General features: G+C 74.0%; 16 protein-coding genes. 7 read left to right on the top strand and 9 right to left on the bottom strand.

Going from position 1 to position 18,817, the window contains the following annotated elements; all coding sequences use genetic code 11:
• Positions 1 to 49: 49 nt before the first annotated feature.
• Entirely contained in the window at positions 50 to 1,519 is a 1,470-nt protein-coding gene (locus ACRRSS_RS15420) for a PLP-dependent aminotransferase family protein (protein ID WP_435971779.1), read from the bottom strand.
• 101 nt (positions 1,520 to 1,620) lie between these two features.
• Between ACRRSS_RS15420 and ACRRSS_RS15425 the strand changes: the two genes are divergently transcribed.
• Positions 1,621 to 1,878: a hypothetical protein gene (locus ACRRSS_RS15425; RefSeq protein WP_435971780.1), complete on the top strand. Its 258-nt coding sequence runs from the start codon at positions 1,621 to 1,623 to the stop codon at positions 1,876 to 1,878.
• On the opposite strand, the gene ACRRSS_RS15430 is transcribed toward ACRRSS_RS15425, so the two are convergent.
• On the bottom strand, positions 1,863 to 3,299 hold the full coding sequence (locus tag ACRRSS_RS15430) for a DUF6777 domain-containing protein (protein WP_435971781.1): 1,437 nt from the start codon (positions 3,297 to 3,299) through the stop codon (positions 1,863 to 1,865). The two genes, ACRRSS_RS15425 and ACRRSS_RS15430, sit on opposite strands and share 16 nt — an antisense overlap.
• 110 nt (positions 3,300 to 3,409) lie before the next feature.
• Here ACRRSS_RS15430 and ACRRSS_RS15435 point away from each other — a divergent pair, with 110 nt between their 5' ends.
• Entirely contained in the window at positions 3,410 to 4,759 is a 1,350-nt protein-coding gene (locus tag ACRRSS_RS15435) for a streptophobe family protein (RefSeq protein ID WP_435971782.1), read from the top strand.
• A gap of 27 nt (positions 4,760 to 4,786) precedes the next feature.
• Here the strand turns inward: ACRRSS_RS15435 and ACRRSS_RS15440 are convergent, their stop codons facing one another.
• From ACRRSS_RS15440 to ACRRSS_RS15455, 4 genes are all read right to left on the bottom strand, one after another.
• Positions 4,787 to 4,945 (bottom strand): hypothetical protein, encoded by a 159-nt coding sequence (locus tag ACRRSS_RS15440; RefSeq protein ID WP_435971783.1) that lies wholly within the window; start codon positions 4,943 to 4,945, stop codon positions 4,787 to 4,789.
• Between the two features lie 187 nt (positions 4,946 to 5,132).
• A complete protein-coding gene (locus ACRRSS_RS15445) occupies positions 5,133 to 6,122 on the bottom strand; it encodes a serine/threonine-protein kinase (RefSeq protein WP_435971784.1) in 990 nt (329 codons plus the stop codon).
• Complete coding sequence (locus ACRRSS_RS15450; RefSeq protein ID WP_435971785.1) at positions 6,122 to 6,946, bottom strand: hypothetical protein; 825 nt, start codon at positions 6,944 to 6,946, stop codon at positions 6,122 to 6,124. Before ACRRSS_RS15450 ends, ACRRSS_RS15445 begins: the two co-directional genes overlap by 1 nt.
• A gap of 4 nt (positions 6,947 to 6,950) precedes the next feature.
• Positions 6,951 to 9,590 (bottom strand): FHA domain-containing protein, encoded by a 2,640-nt coding sequence (locus ACRRSS_RS15455; RefSeq protein ID WP_435971786.1) that lies wholly within the window; start codon positions 9,588 to 9,590, stop codon positions 6,951 to 6,953.
• A 102-nt stretch (positions 9,591 to 9,692) separates the two neighbouring features.
• On the opposite strand from ACRRSS_RS15455, the gene ACRRSS_RS15460 reads away from it, so the two are divergent.
• Positions 9,693 to 10,346 carry a TetR/AcrR family transcriptional regulator gene (locus ACRRSS_RS15460; RefSeq protein WP_351903247.1) on the top strand — a complete coding sequence of 218 codons (654 nt, stop codon included), beginning with the start codon at positions 9,693 to 9,695 and terminating at the stop codon, positions 10,344 to 10,346.
• Here ACRRSS_RS15460 and ACRRSS_RS15465 read toward each other — a convergent pair.
• The gene (locus tag ACRRSS_RS15465; protein ID WP_435971787.1) at positions 10,310 to 11,116 is read right to left on the bottom strand and encodes a class II aldolase/adducin family protein; all 807 of its coding nucleotides are present in this window, start codon (positions 11,114 to 11,116) and stop codon (positions 10,310 to 10,312) included. The two genes, ACRRSS_RS15460 and ACRRSS_RS15465, sit on opposite strands and share 37 nt — an antisense overlap.
• A 276-nt stretch (positions 11,117 to 11,392) precedes the next feature.
• Between ACRRSS_RS15465 and ACRRSS_RS15470 the strand changes: the two genes are divergently transcribed.
• Positions 11,393 to 12,061, top strand: coding sequence for a ThuA domain-containing protein (locus tag ACRRSS_RS15470; protein ID WP_435971788.1), 669 nt, complete (start codon positions 11,393 to 11,395; stop codon positions 12,059 to 12,061).
• A gap of 143 nt (positions 12,062 to 12,204) precedes the next feature.
• The gene (locus ACRRSS_RS15475) at positions 12,205 to 13,602 is read left to right on the top strand and encodes an NADP-dependent succinic semialdehyde dehydrogenase (RefSeq protein WP_435971789.1); all 1,398 of its coding nucleotides are present in this window, start codon (positions 12,205 to 12,207) and stop codon (positions 13,600 to 13,602) included.
• 141 nt (positions 13,603 to 13,743) lie between these two features.
• Here ACRRSS_RS15475 and ACRRSS_RS15480 read toward each other — a convergent pair whose 3' ends face one another.
• A complete protein-coding gene (locus tag ACRRSS_RS15480) occupies positions 13,744 to 14,769 on the bottom strand; it encodes a PHP domain-containing protein (RefSeq protein WP_435971790.1) in 1,026 nt (341 codons plus the stop codon).
• Between the two features lie 10 nt (positions 14,770 to 14,779).
• Entirely contained in the window at positions 14,780 to 16,864 is a 2,085-nt protein-coding gene (locus tag ACRRSS_RS15485) for a SpoIIE family protein phosphatase (RefSeq protein ID WP_435971791.1), read from the bottom strand.
• Between the two features lie 348 nt (positions 16,865 to 17,212).
• Between ACRRSS_RS15485 and ACRRSS_RS15490 the strand changes: the two genes are divergently transcribed.
• Positions 17,213 to 17,413: a hypothetical protein gene (locus ACRRSS_RS15490; protein ID WP_435971792.1), complete on the top strand. Its 201-nt coding sequence runs from the start codon at positions 17,213 to 17,215 to the stop codon at positions 17,411 to 17,413.
• A 197-nt stretch (positions 17,414 to 17,610) separates the two neighbouring features.
• Positions 17,611 to 18,801: an acyl-CoA dehydrogenase family protein gene (locus ACRRSS_RS15495; RefSeq protein WP_435971793.1), complete on the top strand. Its 1,191-nt coding sequence runs from the start codon at positions 17,611 to 17,613 to the stop codon at positions 18,799 to 18,801.
• Positions 18,802 to 18,817 lie beyond the last annotated feature (16 nt).

Below are 18,817 nucleotides of genomic sequence, written 5' to 3' on the forward strand. Positions count from 1 at the left end.
GCGGGCGGGCATCCGAATATGGGTGGCGGGGCGGGCCCGTACCCGGCCCTCAGGCCACCCAGTCCGGCAGCGCCGGATGGCCGAAGCCGCCCGGCGCCCCGTCGAGGGCCGCCGCGAGCCGCTCCGCCGCCGGCTCGTACACGTCCTCCGGCAGCGTGTACGGGAGCCGCAGCCGGTGCTCGTGCGTGCCGGGGTCCACCCCGAACCGGGCCCCGCCCTCCACCCGCACCCCGTGCCGCAGGGCGCGGGCCGCGAGGGAGGAGGCGACCGGGCGGCCCAGGTCGACCCACAGGCACATCCCGCCGGGCGGCACCGTCCACCGCCACTCCGGCACGTGCCGGGCCAGGGCCGTGACCAGCGCGTCCCGGCGCAGCCGCAGCTCCTCGACGCGGCGGGGCAGGATCACGTCGAGCCGGTCCATCAGGGCGACGGCGACCAGCTGGTCCAGTACGGAACCGGACAGATCGGCCGTGATCCGCACCCGGGCCAGTTCGGTCACGACCCGGGACGCGGCCCGCACCCAGCCGACCCGCAGCCCGCCCCAGCAGCTCTTGCTCAGCGAGCCGACGGAGACGATCTGCTCGCCGTCGCCCCCGGCGGCCGTCGCCGCGAAAGGCGGCGGGACGGGCACGTCCAGGGCGATGTCGGTCAGCGTCTCGTCCACCACCAGCCAGGTCCCGGTGGCCCGCGCGCACCGGGCGAGGTCCCGCCGCTGCTCCTGCGGCATCAGGTGCCCGGTCGGGTTGTGGAAGTCCGGGATCAGATAGGCCAGGCGGGGCGCGGTCTGCCGGAGCGCCGCGTCGACGAGCCCGGTGTCCCAACCGGTCTCCGTGACCGGCACCGGGGTGACCCGGAGCATGCGGCCCCGCATCGCGTCGAGGGCGTTGGTGTACGAGGGGTTCTCGGCCAGCACCCGGTCACCGGGCCGGCCGAGCATCGCGAGCACCAGGGAGAGCGCCTGCTGCGCGCCCGTGGTGACGAGGATCTGCTCCGGGAGGGTCGGCAGGCCCCGTGCCGTGTAGCGCGCGGCGACGGCGGCGCGCAGCGCGGGCAGCCCGTACGGGTGGTAGCCCTGCGTACCGGTGTAGCGGGGGAGTTCGGCCGCGGCGGCGGCGAGCGCGGCGGAGAACTCCTCCGCCGGGGCCTCCGGCGCCGCGAGCGCGAGGTCGACGGTCGCCCCGGCGTCGTCGTGGAAGGCGCCGAGGGAGGTCGGGGCCTGACCGTCGGGGAGCGCGGTCCAGGTGCCCGCCCCGCGCCGGCTGTGGGCGTAACCGCTCTCCCGGAGCAGGTCGTACGCCCCGGTCACCGTCGTCCGGCTCACAGCGAGCACCGTGGCGAGTTCTCGCTCGGCGGGCAGCCGCAGCCGCAGGGCCACCCGCCCGTCGAGCAGCGCCTCCCGTACGGCCCGAGCGAGCTCCCGGTAGCCGAACCGGCCCTCGGGGGGCGGGGTGAGGAGCGAGGCGAGCTGGCGGCCCGTCAGGGTCCGGTCCGCTGTGTGGACGACGCGTGCCACTGCCATGCCAATCACTCCTCATTGGCTCTGCTGTCCGGGCCAATCAGAGTACAGACTCCGGTCCAGTGGCCTGGTTGCCACCCTCCCCGAGGGAAAGGAGACGACCGATGTCCGGACACTTCACCGACCGCGACGAGCGGATGTGGCAGCTGCGAGCGGAGGACCGGGCGGCCCGGCCCCTGCCGGTCGCGGCCCTGCTGCGCGCCCTTCGCACCAAGGCGGGGCGGGCGCCCGCGCCCACGCCGTTCCCGGGCGAGGCCCGTGTCCCGCGCCGGAACGCCCGTACCTCCGTGCCCGGTCGAAGGGGACCGGTCGGGCACGGAGGTACGGGTGGCCGCGATGGCCTGGATCAGGCCACGGGCTGAGGGGCGGAGGCGGCGGACCGGGACCACGGTGCCGCTGCCGGACCGGGGGCCGGAGGCGAGGCGGAGTCCGACCCGGGGGCCGAACCGTCGGCCGGTCCGCTGACGGTCGAACCCGCCGAATCGTCCGTGACGGGCGCGGACCGCGACTCCGGCGGCGCGGCGGGCGAGGAGTCGGGGGAGTCGGGTGACGTGTCCGGCGAGACCGTGTCGGGCGAGACCGTGTCGGCCGACGGGGGCGTGTCGGAGGTGGACGTCGACGGGGAGGACGCCGACTCCGAGGGCGGCGGGGACGTGGAGGCCGAGGTGGACGGGGACGCGGAGGTCGGCGCCGAGGTCGACGGGGACACGTTGGGCGGCGGGGGAGGCGGCGGGGTCGGCTTGTCCTTCCCGCCCGTGTCGCCGTGCGTCCGCCCGAACCAGCTGTCGCTCTCGGGGTCGTACACCACGAAGACGTTCACGACCGTCACCGAGGGCGCCACCACGACGACCTGCTCGGAGCTGTATCCCTGCCACGGTGTGCCCGTCGTCCGCGGTGACTTCTGCGCCACCGGATCGGTCAGCGGGTTGCCGCACGCGCAGCGCACCCTGGGCACGCCCCGGCCGTCGACCATGACGGCGGTCCCGGCCTGCAGCACCGCCTGGTACGTGGTGGCGGCACCGTTCCGGAAGCCGTGGTTCGTCACCCGGGTGTCGGCACGGAGCTGAAGCGGGGTCAGGGAGCGCAGGTAGCCCGGCACCTCGTCGGCGGAGATGCCCAGGACCGAGGCGAAGGCCGCGTTCTTCGCGGGCTCGCCGGAGAGGTAGCGCACCTGCTGCTCGACGTCGCAGCTGGCCACCGACCGCGTACCGCCGTAGAGGCCGGGCGTCGACCCCGACACCTCGGGGGTCGCCGAGCCGGTACGGGGGGGCAGCGAGGCCGGCGAGGCGGAGGCCGCGTCGTTGCGCGCCGTCGACGGGGTGAACGGGTCGGGCCCGGTCGCGGCCGCGTTCTGGAGGAAGACCTCGCCGCCACCCGATCCGGCGGTGTCGCCGTTGCCGTCGGGGCGGTTGGTGAGGACGACGGCCAGGGCGGCGGCCGCCACGAGCACGGCGGTCACGGAGGCGACCTTGGGGACGGAGCGCCACCAGGGGCCCTTGCCGGGGCCCTTGCCGGGAGCGCCCGATCCGCCGTCACCGGCTCCGCCGTTCCCCGGACCGCCGCCGGAGTCACCGCCACCCGAGCCGCCCGACGAACCGCCGCCGCCCGAACCGCCCCCCGTACCGCCGTGGGGTGGTCCGGGGGGCGTGGGCGGGCCACCGACTCCCGGGCGTGTGCTCGGGCCCGAGAGCGGGCCGGAGGGGGGACCTGCGGGAGGAACCGACGGCGGGCCGGACGGCGGGTGGGAAGTCACGTTTTTCCCTTTCTTCCGTTCCGGGCCCATTGTGTGCGCCGAACGGTGCCCGTCCGCAAGCGGAAGCACCCGGAGGGGCGTCCCCGGACGAGAGCGCGCGGAGGGCGTCCCGCAAGCGGCCGACCGTCTCCGGTACTAGCGTGGTCAGCGTGAGCAGTCGGCTCCCCACCCCCACACGCCCCGCGGCGACCCCCAACGGGCTCCTCGCCCGCATCGGCCTCCAGTCCCTGGCGGCGGTGGTCGCCGGGTTCGTCGCGATGGGCGTCACGGCGGGCCTCGGCCTCTGGGCCGCGGGCGCCGGCGACCTGCCCGGCGGCTTCGCCGCCGTCCTCGCAGCCGTCGTCGTCATGGCCGCGGGCGGCACGATCGAACTCTCCGGCGACGCCGGGGCCCTCGCCGGAACCCAGGCCGAACTGACCGCCATGCCCCTCACCGTCACCCTGGTGGGCGCACTGGTCACCGGCTATCTCTTCCTGCGGCCCCTGCGCCACCACGCCGTGACCGGATCCCGCGAACTCCTGCTGCGCGCCGCGACCACCGTCGTCCTGTGGCTGGTGGCCCTCGCGGGCCTCTCGGCGCTCGCCCGGCACGACTTCCGCATCTCCATCGGCGGCGGGGAGCAGACGGGATCCATCGAGGACCTCTTCGGCGAGCTCCTCGACGCCGTGAACCCCACCGTCGGCTTCCGCACCGACATCGGGCCCACCCTCTTCTACGGGCTCCTGTGGATCCTCGGCGTGATCGTGGTCGCCCTCCTCGTCTCCCGCAGGACCCCGCTGCCGTCCCGGCTCGTCCGCTACCAGGAACCCGTCAGGCCCGCCGCGTACGCGATGCTGCTCCTGCTCCTGGCGTACGTGGTCGCGGGCCTCGTCATCGGCGTGGTCGTCGCGGCGACCAAGGGCCACCCCGCCGAGACCTTCGCCGTCCTCCTGCTCGGCCTGCCCAACGTCACCTGGCTCGCCCTCGGCGTGGGCATCGGCGGCTCCTGGGAGGGCAGGGTCGACGGTCCCTTCGGACTGCCCATGCCGCAGGTCCTCGACGCCGTCCTGCGCCAGGGCGGCGGAGACGGCGACAGCACGGACCTCTCGACCATCGACCTGAACTCGCTCGCGGCGCAGGACGGACGGGCGTGGTGGCTGCTGCCGATCGCCGCCGTCCTGGTCCTCGCCGTGGCCTTCGTCGCGGCGGTCCGCTCCCCGGCCCGGGTGCGGCTCTGGCAGCACTCCCTGCACCTCGGCGTCGCGTTCGCGCTGACCATGCTGGTCGCGGCGCCGCTGACCCTGGTCGAGGCCCGCCTCGGCCTCTCGGTCCTCGGCATCGGCGAACTCGACTCCCTCGGCGGCGAGGTGGTGCTGCGGCCCCACGTCTGGAAGACGGCCGGTTTCGCCCTGCTCTGGGGCCTCGTCCTCGGCTTCCTCGGCGGTCTGCTCGCCGCCCGGGTGCACCGCAGGGGCGAGGTCGACGAGCCGAAGCCGAAGCAGCGGCCGTAGCCCGACGTCTGAGGGACGGCGGCTCCGTCAGAACAGGCCCTTGACGAGGTCGACGAGCCAGTTGAACGTCACCACCACCAGGATCCCGAGCCCGATGAGGACCACGTAGCCCCAGAAGCAGCCACTGCCCTCGGCGCCGACGTGGTGTTCCTCCCGGCCGCCCAGCTCGCCGTCGAACAGGTCCATGTCCATCCCCTCTCCCGCCCCCAGGCGGTCCCCCGCGCGGGCCCCCCGGCCCTGCCTGGACGTACTCTCGCACGCCCGGTCCGGCACAGGAGTGGGGTCCCGTACTCAGCGACGGGGGCCACGTACTCAGAGACGGGGCGGGAACGCCCGGTTCCTCCTCTCGCTCCCGGAACCGCGACTCCCGGACCTACAACTCCCGGAACACGGCCCTCGCCCACGCCGGCGGGTCACGTGGCGGGGCGAGCGGCTCCGGCCCCCTCGCGACGACCGGCCCGCCGCCCTCGCCGCCCGTGGCCAGGGCGGCGCGCAGCTGGGCGACGAACTCCAGACACGTCCCGTACCGCTCCTCCGGCGTCTTCGCCAGCGCCCTCGTGAACACCGCGTCCGCCGCCTCGGGCAACCCCGGCCGCACCTCCGAGAGCGGCGGCGGAGGATCGTACTGCTGCGCCCACAGCACCGCCCAGTCGGTGTCACGGCGGAACGGCGGGGCCCCCACCAGGGTCTCGAACACCACGCAGGCCAGGCTGTACACGTCGCAGCGGCCGTCCACCGGCTTCCCCGAGATCTGCTCGGGCGCCACGTAGTCGAGCGTGCCGACGAACTCGCCCACCGTGGTGAAGCCGGTCAGCGACAGCGACTTCTTCGTCAGCCCGAAGTCCGTGAGGTACACGTGCTCCGGGTGGTCGCGGTCGGTGCCCTCGGCGACCAGGATGTTGCCGGGCTTCACGTCCCGGTGGACCAGGTCGTGCGCGTGCGCCGCGTCCAGGGCCGAGGCCACCTGCACGGCGATCCGTCCCGCCTTCACGGGCGGCAGCGGGCCCTCGCGGGAGAGCAGGGCCGCCAGGTCCTGCCCCGCCACGTACCGCATGGCGATGTACAGCACCCCCTCCGTCTCGCCCGCGTCGAAGACCGGCACGATGTGGGGATGGTCGATCGAGGCCGCGACCCGCGACTCGTGCGCGAAGCGCTTGCGGAAGGTGTCGTTACGGGCCAGCTCGGGGGCGAGGAGCTTGAGCGCCACCGTCCGGTCGAGCCGCAGGTCCCGCGCCCGGTACACGACCGCCATCCCGCCGCGCCCGATCTCGCGCTCGACGCGGTAGCCCGCGACCTCCTTGCCGAGGAGCCCCGAGGGACGGCCCGCGGGCAGGTCCGGGTCCTCGTGCGCACCGCCGGCCATCAGCTCTCACCGGTCGTTCCGGGCGGTCGCTTCACGATCTGCGTCGGCGGCGGCCCGGCGGCGGACGGGTCGACCCGGGGCACCACCTGAGGCACCACCTGGGTGGGCGCGTGGGAGGGGGGCGCCGCGCCGGAGTCCCGCTCGCCGCCGGGTGCCTCGGATGTCTCGGATCCTTGAGGTTCCTCGGGTTCCTGGGGCTCCGGCGGTTCCTCGGGGTGCTCGGCCTCCTCGACCTGGTCGAGGTCCTCGGCCTCCTCGGGCGGCGGCGCGGACTCGACAGCCGGTGAGGGGACGCCCGGGGGAGGGGTGGCGGCGGCGGCCGACGGCGCCGAGGACGCCGCGTACGTACTCAGCCCCACGCCGTCGCAGTACACCCACCGCTCGTGCTCCGCGTCGTACAGCCAGACCGACTCGCCGTCGACGACCATGCCCACCCGCAGGCCACGCGTCCGCAGCCGGAAGTTCTCGCCGTCGACGCGGCCCGCCCCCAGCGCCTCCGCCGCCCGCCGGTAGCGGCCGAGCGCGTCCTCGGCGCGGGCGATCAGGGGCCGTGGATCGGCGGTCCTGGTGAGTGGCTGTCCCGCCGCCGGGGGATCGTCCGGGACGGTGACGAGGAGCCGCGCGTCGACCCACGCCGTCCAGCCGTTGGAGCACAGGATCCGCCCCCAGTCACCGGCCCGCTCCTCCAGGCGCACCGGCAGGAACGCGTCGAGCGACGTCGTCTCCAGCCCCGGGTCCGGCGCCTCCCAGGCGGAGAGGCCGGCGCGGGGCACGACATGGGTGGGCCGGAAGTCCGGCACGTACTCGGGTACGGGGACGCTCACAGGCCTACCTCCGCATGACGACCGGTTCGTGCCGGCGCAGCAGCCGGGCCACGACCAGGCCGAGGACGAGACAGAGCACCACCATCATGCCCATGTCGAACAGCCAGGCCTCCGCCGTGTGCCGCATCAGCGGATCCGTCGTCTTGTCGGTGGGCGCGACCTTCCCGATGTCGATCGTCGCGCCCATCGCCGCGAACGCCCACCGCGAGGGCACCAGCCAGGCCAGCTGCTCCAGGACGAGCGTGCCCCGCACGGTCAGGAGCGCCCCGCAGAACACCACCTGCACGATGGCGAGGAGGACGAGCAGCGGCATCGTCACCTCCTCCTTGCGGACCAGGGCCGAGACGAGCAGGCCCAGCATCATCGCCGTGAAGGACAGGAGCGCGACGGCGAGGGTGATCTCCACGAGCGGAGGCATCAGGACGCCCTTCCCGCCGGGCACGTTCAGCGGCACGCCGATCAGGGCCACCAGCGTCAGGACGACCGCCTGCACGACCGTGATCAGGCCGAGGACCACCACCTTGGAGGCGAGGTACGCGGAGCGGGAGAGGCCGACGGCTCTCTCGCGCCGGTAGATCGTGCGTTCCTTGACCAGTTCGCGCACGGCGTTCGCCGCTCCTGTGAGGACACCGCCCACACACAGGATGAGCAGCACGTTCAGCGAGGACTCGGCGTTGAGACTGCCCTCGGACAGGGCCCGGGCCATCGCCCCCATCACGAACGGCAGTGCGATCATGATGGCGATGAAGGTGCGGTCGGCGGAGAGCGCCGCCGCGTAACGCCGTACGAGCGTCCGCAGCTGGGAGCCCCAGCTCTGCGCCTTCGGCGGCGGCGCCGGCTCCGCGACGGCCGGGGCGGAGCCGTCCACCGGGAGGGGGACGTTCGGGCGGGCCGAGGCGTCGGTGATGTACCGGCGCTGGAAGGGGGACGACCGGAACTGACCGGCCCAGTCGCGGTCCCGGTCGTTCTCGAAGGCCTCGAAGGCCTCCGGCCACTGCGTGTACCCGAAGAAGCCGAGGCTGTCCCCGGGCGGTCCGTAGTAGGCGACCCGGCCGCCGGGCGCGAGCACGAGCAGCCGGTCGCACACGTCGAGACTGAGCACGCTGTGCGTGACCACGACCACCGTCCGCCCGTCGTCCGCGAGTCCGCGCAGCATGTGCATCACGGACCGGTCCATGCCCGGGTCGAGGCCGGAGGTCGGCTCGTCGAGGAAGAGGAGCGACGGCTTGGTCAGCAGTTCGAGAGCGACGCTCACCCGCTTGCGCTGCCCGCCGGAGAGGCTGTGGATCGGTTGCTCGGCGCGCTCGACGAGGCCCAGCTCCCGGATCACCTCGTCCACCCGGGCCCGCCGCTCGGCGGGCACGGTGTCCTCGGGGAACCGCAGCTCGGCGGCGTAGCCGAGGGCCCGGCGCACGGTGAGCTGGAGGTGCAGGATGTCGTCCTGCGGGACGAGCCCGATGCGCTGCCGCAGCTCGGCGTAGTCCCGGTAGAGGTCGCGGCCGTCGTAGAGCACCGTGCCCCGGTCGGCGGGCCGCTGGCCGGTGAGCGCGCCCAGGAGCGTCGACTTGCCCGCGCCGGACGGCCCGACGACCCCGAGCAGACATTTCTGGCCCACCGGGAACGACACCTCGTCGAGGAGCGTCTTGCGCCCGTGGTCGACGGTGACGGCGAGCGACTGGACGTCGAGGGACACCTCACCGGTGTCGGTGAACTCGACGAGCTGGCCGCCGATCAGACAGAACGCGCAGTGGCCGATGCCGATGATGTCGTCCGGTGTCACGCGGGCGTCGACGACGGGGCTGCCGTTGAGGAAGGTGCCGTTGTGACTGCCGAGGTCGTGGATCCGGTACGTGCCGTCGGGCTGGGCCAGCAGTTCGGCGTGGCGCCGGGAGACGATGAGATCGGACACGACCACGTCGTTGTCGGGAGCGCGGCCGATCCTGATGCTGTGGGTGGGCAGCGGTCGCACGGAGGTGGGCCGCCGGAAGGCACCCGTGGCGGCCGGGTACGAGACGGAGGGCGGCCGGGGCGGCGCGGACTCGTGGCTCGCCGGTGGTGGCGCCGGCGGCGACTCCCGTACGACGGAGGGTTCGGCGGCCACAGGCGGCTCGGTGACGTGGGGGTGCTCGGCGACGACGGGCGGACCGGCTGCGGCGGAGACAGGCGGCTGTGCCATGGCCTCGTTCGAGGGCTCCGCGACGACGAGCGGCTCGGCCTCGTTCAAGGGCTCGGCGACGCCCGACGGCTCGGCTTGGACCGGGTGCTCGGCAGCACCCGACGGCTCGGCCGGACCGGCTGACCGCTCGCCCTCGCCGGTCCGCGCGCCCGTCGAGAACACCGCGCGCGGGCCCTCCTCCGGATGCCCGAACCGTACGACCGTCCCGTCGCCCACCTCCCGCACCCCGGCCACGCGCAGGCCGTCGGTGAAGGTGCCGTTCGTGCTGGCCTCGTCGGCCAGGATCCAGTGGCCGTCGGCGGCGCTGAGCACCGCGTGATGCCAGGAGGCCCGCGCGTCCGAGAGCACGATCTCGCTGGTGGGGTCCCGCCCGACGCGGTAGACGCGGCCTGGCTTCAGGCGTGTCACGTCCCCGTCGATCTCGAGAACCAGGTCAGGCGCCGCGGGCGCGACGGGTCGCTCTCCCATGCGTGAATTTTATCCGCCGCCACTCGTCCCCGCCCGAGTTGCGGGCGCCGGTATCGTGGGCGTCCGCCGCAGGACGCGGCCCGTACGGAGGAGGGACCACCCGTGCCGAAAGGTGTCACCAGGCGGCGGCCCCGTACCCGCGCGGCGCTCCTCAAGGCAGCCCTGGAGACCTTCGCCGAGCACGGCTTCCACGCGACGACGATCGAGCAGATCTGCGAGCGCGCCGGGTACACGCGGGGCGCGTACTACTCGAACTTCGCCAGCAAGGAAGAGCTCTTCCTCGCCCTCTTCGACGAGCACAGCGACCGGACCGTACGGCGGCTCGCCGAGGCGATCGACGCGCTGACCGCCGAGGAGTACACCCTGACCCGGCTCGCGGAGCTCGCAGCCCGCGTCGAACCGGACGAGCGGGACTGGTACCTGGTCACCACCGAGTTCACCCTGCACGCCATCCGCGACCCGCAGACCGCCTGGGTCCTCGCGCGCCACGACGAGCGGCTGCGGGCCGAGATCGCCCGCGGCCTCACCCTCGTCCTGCGCCGGGCGGGGCGTGAACTGACCGTCGACGCCGACCGGTTCGCGCGGCTCCTCATCGCCCTGCGCGAGGGCGGTCTCGCGCAGAGCTACGTCGAACCGGCGGAGCTGCCGCCGGGCAGTCTGGAGCGGGAGTTCCTGGCCCCGCTCCTGGAGGTGTCGACGAGGGAGCTGCCCGGGCGGCCTCAGTCGAAGAGGTCCGGGTCGGACGCGGTGATCTGATCCCACAGCGGGCGCGCCTGGAACCACCCGGCCAGGTGCCCGCCGACCTGTCCGCGGGTCAGCAGGGCCGTCTCGCGGTCGATGAGCTGCGGGGTGCCCGCGGCCATCGCGAGGAGCTGCGCCTGGCAGGAGCGCTCCATGGTGACGAACCACCAGACGGCCTCGGCGACGGAGTGGCCGACGGTGAGGAGTCCGTGGTTCTTGAGGATGACCGCCTTGTACGCGCCCAGGGCCTTGGCGACCCGCTCGCCCTCCTCGGCCTCGTTCACCACGCCCCGGTAGTCGTCGTAGATCCCGTGGTCCTCGAAGAACGCGCAGGCGTCCTGGGTGATCGGGTCGAGCGGGATGCCGAGGCTGGAGAAGGCCTTGCCGTGCAGGGAGTGGGAGTGCGCGGCGGCGATCGCGTCGGGCCGGGCGGCGTGGACCCGCGAGTGGATGACGAACGCGGCCCGGTTGACGGGCCTGCGCCCCTCCAGCACGGTCCCCTCGTGGTCCACCAGGATCAGGTCGGAGGCCTTGATCTGGCCGAAACTCATTCCGAAGGGGTTGACCCAGAAGGCGTTCGGGTCGCCGGGATCGCGGACGGTGATGTGCCCGGCGACCCCCTCCGAGAAGCCGAACCGCCCGAAGATCCGGAACCCGGCGGCGAGTTGCTCCTTGCGGTGGCGGCGTTCCTCCTCGACGGAGACGAAGGTGGGCGGCAGCGGCAGGACGACCCCGTCGGGCAGCGGCCCGACGGCGGCGGCGAGCGCGGGCGGCACGGTGCTCATGGCGGCTCCTCGTGAGCGGGTGAGCGGAAGAGCGAGTGAGGGAGCGGGTGGGTGGTGGGGCCGGGCCGGCGGGATCGGCCTCGGGCGGGAATGGCGGGATCGGCCTCGGGCGGGAACGGTGGGTTCGGGCTCGCGCTCGGGCGGCCGCGGCGCGCCAAAAGATACAGAGATGTATCGGATACGGCAACGGTCCGGCGGGGCTTGCGGGCCCGGTTTCCCGTTGGCTACGGTCGACGCTGGCCAGTAAGCGCTTTCCCCCTCCCCTGGAGCCCTCGCGTGCCCACCGCCGACGTCCTGATCTACACCCGCACCGCGGGCTACCGCCACGCGTCGATCCCCGACGGCGCCGCCGCTCTCACGGAGCTGGCCCGCGGCCTCGGGCGGACGGCCGAGGTCACCGAGGACCCGGGCGCCTTCACCCCCGGACGCCTGGCCGGGTGCGCCGTCGTCGTGCTGCTGTCCACGACCGGCACGGTCCTGACACCCGAGGGGCGCGCCGCCTTCGAGGCGTACCTCAGGGGCGGCGGCGCCCTCCTCGCCGTCCACGCGGCGGCCAACGCCGAACCTGACTGGCCCTTCTACGGCGAGCTGCTCGGCACCCGCTTCGACGGCCACCCCGAGGTCCAGCCCGGAGTCGTCCTCGTCGACGCGCACGACCACCCGGCGACCGCCCCGCTCCCGGAGCGCTGGGAGTGGACCGACGAGTGGTACAACTTCACGTCCGACCCGCGCGGGAACGGAGGCGCCGGCGTACGGGTCCTCGCGCGGGCCGACGAGACCGCCTACCGCGGCGGCACCCACGGAGCCGACCACCCGCTGGTCTGGTGCCGTGAGGTGGACCGGGGGCGCGCCTTCTTCACCGCGCTCGGTCACGCCCCGGAGGCGTACCGCGACCCTGTCTTCCGCGCGCACCTCTCCGGCGCGCTCACCTGGCTCACCGACTGAGGCGGTCGCGCCACCTCCCTCGTCACTCCCTCCCCCCCCCGTCACCCCAGATCCCCCCGTCACCCCACCGCCCCGTCCCTGTTGCGCCGGACCGCGCTTGGCGGAAACGTCGGACGGGGGCCGATGGCAGGAGGAGACAGGTCATGGGCATCGCCACCGTGAACCCCGCGACCGGCGAGACGCTGCGCACCTACGAGGCCCACGGGCCCGAGGAGGTCGAGCGGCGGATCGCCGCCGCGCACGAGGCGTACCGCCAGTACCGCACCACGTCCTTCTCCGAACGCGCCCGTCTCATGCGCGCCGCCGCGGCCCTCCTCGACGAGGACAACGAGGACATCGCCCGCACGATGACCGTCGAGATGGGCAAGCCGATCGCCGCCGCCCGTGCGGAGGCCGCCAAGTGCGCCAAGACCATGCGCTGGTACGCCCGTACCGCCGAGGCGCTGCTCGCCGACGAGCACCCGGCCGAGAGCGACGTCCAGGACTCCGGCGCGGACGTGGCCCGGGTCCACTACCGGCCCCTCGGCCCGATCCTCGCCGTGATGCCGTGGAACTTCCCGCTCTGGCAGGTGATCCGCTTCGCCGCGCCCGCGCTCATGGCGGGCAACACCGGCCTCCTCAAGCACGCCTCCAACGTGCCGAGGACCGCGCTCTACCTCGGGGACCTCTTCCGCCGCGCCGGATACCTCGAAGGCTGCTTCCAGGCCCTCCTCATCGGCTCCGCCGACGTCGAGCGCGTCCTCCGGGACCCCAGGGTCGTCGCCGCCACCCTCACCGGCAGCGAACCGGCCGGCCGGGCCGTCGCCGCCGTCGCGGGCGACGAGGTCAAGAAGACCGTCCTGGAACTCGGCGGCAGCGACCCGTTCATCGTGATGCCCTCCGCCGACATCGTCGCGGCCGTGAAGACGGCCGTCACCGCGCGGGTGCAGAACAACGGACAGTCCTGCATCGCCGCCAAGCGGTTCATCGTCCACCGGGACGTGTACGACGACTTCTCCGAGCGGTTCACGGCCGCCATGAACGCCCTCACGGTCGGCGACCCCCTCGACGGGTCCACCGACGTCGGCCCCCTCGCCACGGAGCAGGGCAGGACCGACCTGGAGGAGCTCGTCGACGACGCGGTACGGCGGGGCGCCACCGCCCTGTGCGGCGGCCGTCGTCCGGACGAGCCCGAGCTCGGGAACGGCTGGTACTACCGGCCCACCGTCCTCACCGGCATCACCCCGCACATGCGGATCCACCACGAGGAGGCCTTCGGGCCGGTCGCCACGGTCTACCCGGTCAGCGACATCGAGGAGGCCGTGGCCGTCGCCAACGACTCCCCGTTCGGCCTCAGCTCCAACGTCTGGACCCGCTCCCCGCAGGACGTCGACTTCTTCGTCCGTGACCTCGAGGCCGGCGGCGTCTTCGTCAACGGCATGACGGCCTCGCACCCCGCCCTCCCCTTCGGGGGGATCAAGCGCTCGGGGTACGGCCGCGAGCTCTCCGGCCACGGCATCCGCGAGTTCTGCAACGCGACCACGGTCTGGCAGCGCGCCTGACACTGGCCCGGCAGCCCGGCAGCCCGGCAGCCCCCGTGACGGCCGGTCGGGGCCGGTCGGGGCCGGGCCGGACGCGGCTGCGTGTCCCTGGTCCCAGGCACACTCCCGCAGCCCGACTCCCGCCGCCCGGCACCCACGGCCCTACTCCCGTGTCCACTCCAGCAGGCGCTCCGCCGGCCAGGTGTTGATCACCCGCTCCTCCGGCACTCCGCACTCCTCCGCCCGCGCGCAGCCGAGGATCTGCCACTCCAGCTGGCCCGGCGCGTGCGCGTCCGTGTCCACGGCGAAGTACGTCCCCGCCGCCACCGCGAGCCGCAGCAGCCGCCGTGGCGGATCGAGCCGTTCCGGGCGGCTGTTGATCTCGACGGCCGTCCCGGACTCGGCACACGCGGCGAACACCCGCTCCGCGTCGAACTCGGACTCCGGCCGCAGCCGCCCGCCCGCCACCAGCCGGCCCGTGCAGTGCCCGAGGACGTCCATCAGCGGGTCGCGGACCGCCCGTTCGAGGCGGCGGGTCATCGCCCCGGCCTCCATCCGGAGCTTCGAGTGCACCGAACCCACCACCAGGTCGAGACGGTCGAGCAGCTCGGGCTCCTGGTCGAGCGAGCCGTCCTCCAGGATGTCGCACTCGATCCCGGTGAGCAGGCGGAACGGCGCCCACTCCTCGTTCAGCCGCGCCACCACGTCCAGTTGCTCCCGCAGCCGCTCCGGAGACAGGCCCCGCGCCACCGTGAGCCGGGGCGAATGGTCGGTGAGGACCGCCCATTCGTGGCCGAGAGTCGCCGCCGCACGGCCCATGTCCTCGATCGTGGCACCGCCGTCGGACCAGTCCGAGTGGAGGTGGCAGTCGCCGCGCAGGGCGGCCCGCAGCGCCTCGCCGCCGCTCCCCGGCTCCGCCGTCCGCAGGGACTCCTCCAGTTCCGCCTCCAGCCGCGCCAGGTACTCCGGCACCCGATCCGCCAGCGCCTCGCGCACCACCGCCGCCGTCTTGGGCCCGAGCCCCTTCAAGGACTCCAGGGTGCCCGCCGTCGCGCGCCGCTCCGCCTCGCCCTCAGGGAGGGCGGCGACGGCGGTGGCGGCCGTGCGGAAGGCCTGCGCCCGGTACCTCGGCGCCTGCGCCCGTTCCAGCAGGAAAGCGATCCGGTTCAGAGCGGCCACAGGGTCCATGACATCCGCCTCAGGCTCCGTGCGCCGTGGAGTCCGCCGGCACCGTGATCGGGCCGATCTCGCACCAGACCGCCTTCCCCTCGCCGCGCGGCTCGACCCCCCACCGGGAGGCCAGCGCGTCGAGCAGCAGCAGTCCCCGTCCCGAGGTTGCGGCCTCGCCGGGGGTACGCCGCCGGGGCCAGGCGCTCGACCGGTCCTGCACCGTGAGCCGGACCCGCCGCACCGGTTCGGGCAGCACCTCCAGGGCCAGCACGGCACCGCCCTCGGTGTGCAGCAGCACGTTGACGAGCAGCTCGCCGGTCAACAGCTCGGCGTCGTCGGCCAGTTCCGGCATGCCCCAGTCGCGCAGCGCCTGCCCCACGGCGGCCCGCGCGTCCGAGAGGCCCTGCGGATCGGCCTGGTGGATGTACTGGTGGATGCGGGGCGCCCTCGGCGTGCCGGGGTCGGGGCTGCGCCGCAGCACCAGGAGCGCCACGTCGTCACCCGAGCCCCAGCGTTCCCAGAGCCGTTCGGAGAGGTGGTCGGCGAGCGCCTCCGCCTGCGGCGGGCCGCTGCTGATGGCCTCCGACAGCGCGGCGAGACCGGTCTCGATGTCGCTGCCCGGCTGCTCGACGAGACCGTCCGTGCAGAGGACGAGCGTCTCGCCGGGCACGAGGTCGAGCCGGGTCTCCGGGAACTCCTCGTCCCCGAACACCGTCGCGAGACCGAGCGGCAGCCCGCCCCGCAGGTTGGGCTGCCCGACCCGGCCGTCGGTGTGCCGGATCAGCGGCCCGAGGTGCCCGGCCCGGACGGCGCGCAGGGTGCCGCTCCCCAGGTCCACCTGGGCGTAGGTGCAGGTGGCGAAGCGGTTGGTGTCCAGCTCGGCGAGGAAGCGGGAGGCGCGGGCCAGGACCGTCGACGGCGCGTGTCCCTCGCCGGCGTAGGCCCGCAGGGCGATCCGCAGCTGTCCCATGATGGCGGCGGCGTGGGTGTCGTGGCCCTGGACGTCGCCCACGACGATCCCCACCCGGCCCCGGGGCAGCGCGATCACGTCGTACCAGTCGCCGCCGACCTGCCGGCCGCTCCAGGCCGCGTGGTACCGCACCGCGATCTCGCCGCCGGTGATCCGGGGGATCCGGCGCGGCAGCATCGTCGCCTGGAGCCCGGTGGCCAGCTCCCGCTCCTCGTCGAAGAGGATCGCCCGCTGGAGCGACTGGGCGACGATCGCCGCGAGCCCGAGCGCGAGGTTGCGCTCGTCGGCGTTGAAGGAGGTGCGGCCCCGGTAGAACAGGGCCATGCCGCCGAGGGAACGCGCCTGGGCGACCAGCGGCAGGTAGCAGGCGGCCCGGAAGTCCAGCCTCGCCAGGTACGGGGCGAGTTCGGGGAAGTCCCGCCCCAGGGACTGGAACGAGGAGACGAACCGGGGCCGCCCGCTGAGGACCGCCTCGGCCAGCGGCAGCCCCCGGTCGAGGCGCCGGACACGGAAGTCGTCGAGGACGTCCAGGGTCTCGCCGCTGAGGGCGATGATGTTGAGCGAGCCGTTCTCGACGAGTCCGAGCGCCAGCCCGTCGGCGCCGAGCCGGGCGAGCCCGCCGGGGCCGGTCAGGGCCGCCGTCACGTCGTCCACCGTCACCGCGCGCGACAGCGCGTTCGTCGTCCGCTCGACGATGCTCGTCTGGACCTCGCGCCGCTTCTCCAGTTCCTGGACGAAGGCGAAGCGCGTCACCTCGGCGGTCGTGTCCCGTACGACGCCGACGATCCGCCGGGCCCGCCCGTCCGGCGAGCGCAGGATCCGCGCCTGGACGTGCGTCCAGTGGGGTGGTCCGTCGTCCTGCGGGATGGGGAAGTGGGCGGTGTACGACACCTCCCCGCTCTTGACCGCCTGCCGTACGACGCCCTCCAGCCTGCCCCGTTCCTGGGGGGCGAGACGGGCGAGGAGCGACACCGGGCGGCCGTCGTAGCCGTCCGGGGCCAGCCCGAAGACCCGGAGCCCCGACTCGTCGACATCGATCGTGCCCGTGTCGAGATCCCAGTCGAAACTGCCGGTCCGGTTCATGGCGAGCCACTCGGCGGGCCCGATCTCGCCGTTGCGCGTACGCCGGTCTTCGTCGGTCATCCCCCCCATTGTCGAACCCGCACCCCTCGGACGCCATGGCGATGACACGGCGTGGCGCGAGTTCGCCTCGGCGGAGGTCACGCGGGCGGGGGTCCGGGGGCGACTCCCGGTCGCCCCGTGCCTGGTGGTCGTCCGGTTCGCGACGGCGGCGCGGCCCCTCGGCGGGCGGGACGGACCGGGCGACGCGGGGACCGGGGCCCGGCTCCGGTGCCACCGGGCCGCCGCCGCGCTCCTCCGCCGCCACCAGGGCACCCCGGACTCCTGACCCGCACCCGCGTCCCGCCCGGATGCGCTCCCGGTGGCCGGACACGAGAATGGCCAGTGCCGGAAGAACACGTAGGAGGCGGCATGAACGCTGAGCCCGACAAGACGTCCGTGGGGGACTTCCCGACGCCCGACCGGCTGCTGCACGCCGGGTCGGAGGGCGATTTCACGGCGGAGGACCTGGTCCTCGCCTCCGGCCGTGACGTGAATCCGAAGAGCCTGGCCTGGGCGGAACGCCGTATGGCGGAGAAGGGCCGCGCATCCATGGACGAGCTTCTGCCGTAGGACCGGCCGAGCCCGGTCCCCGGAGATCCTCCCCTCAGTACCCCGCAGGCCCCGGTCCGGCACCCCCGGACCGGGGCCCCGGTCCGTCCGGGGCCGCCCCGAGGCTTCCGCATTTGTGGAACACGTTCTACCGTGGCCGCCGTCACGCGTCGCACCGCACCGAGGACGCCGCAGGACCGCCGCCACGGGAGGGCCCCATGCACCTCGAATACACGCCCGAGCAGAACAGCCTGCGCGCCGAGCTGCGTGCGTACTTCGCCGAGCTGGTGCCGGAGGACGTCCACACCCGTTACGCGGACCCGGCCGCGCAGAAGCGCTTCTACCGCGAGACCGTGCGCCGGCTCGGCGCCGACGGCTGGCTCGGGGTCGGCTGGCCGACCGAGTACGGGGGACGCGGGCTGACCCCGATGGAGCAGTTCATCTTCTTCGACGAGGCGGCGCAGGCGGGCGTGCCGCTGCCCCTCATGGCGCTGAACACGGTCGGGCCGACGATCATGCGGTTCGGCACCGAGGAGCAGAAGGCCTTCTTCCTGCCCGGGATCCTCTCCGGCGAGATCGACTTCGCCATCGGCTACAGCGAGCCCGACGCGGGCACCGACCTCGCGGCCCTGAAGACCCGGGCGGTGCGGGAGGGGGACGAGAGCACCGGCACGTACACGGTCGACGGCCAGAAGATCTGGACCACGAACGGCGACACCGCCGACTGGGTCTGGCTGGCGGTCCGCACCGACCCGGACGCCCCGCCGCACAAGGGCATCACGATGCTGCTGGTCCCCACGAGCGACCCCGGGTACTCCTGCACGATCATCAACACCCTGGCCTCGCACGACACCACGGCCAGCTACTACGACAACGTGCGCGTCCCCGCCGCACGCCGCGTCGGCGAGGAGAACAAGGGCTGGCGGCTCATCACCAACCAGCTCAACCACGAACGCGTCACCCTCGCCGCACACGGCACGATGGCCATCCGCGCGCTCCACGACGTACAGCGCTGGGCCGCCGACACCCCGCTCGCCGACGGCCGCCGCGTCATCGACCTGCCGTGGGTCCGCCGCACCCTCGCCCGCACCCACGCCCGGCTCGACGCGATGAAGCTCCTCAACTGGCAGATGGTGAACGCCGTCCAGCACGGCACCCTCACCCCCCAGGACGCCTCCGCCGTGAAGGTGTACGGCTCCGAGGCCCGCCGCGACGCCTACGCGGCCCTGATGGAGGTCGTCGCCGCGGCGGGCGCCCTCAAGGAGGGCTCGGCGGGCACGGTCCTCCACGGCGAACTCGAACGCGGCTACCGCTCGGCGGTCATCTTCACCTTCGGCGGCGGCAACAACGAGATCCAGCGCGAGATCATCTCCTGGATCGGCCTGGGCATGCCCCGCGTCCGCCGCTAGCGCCCCCGGGCCCCGC

The sequence above is a fragment of the Streptomyces sp. Qhu_M48 genome, assembly GCF_051305195.1.
In the GTDB taxonomy this organism is placed as follows: Bacteria; Actinomycetota; Actinomycetes; order Streptomycetales; family Streptomycetaceae; genus Streptomyces.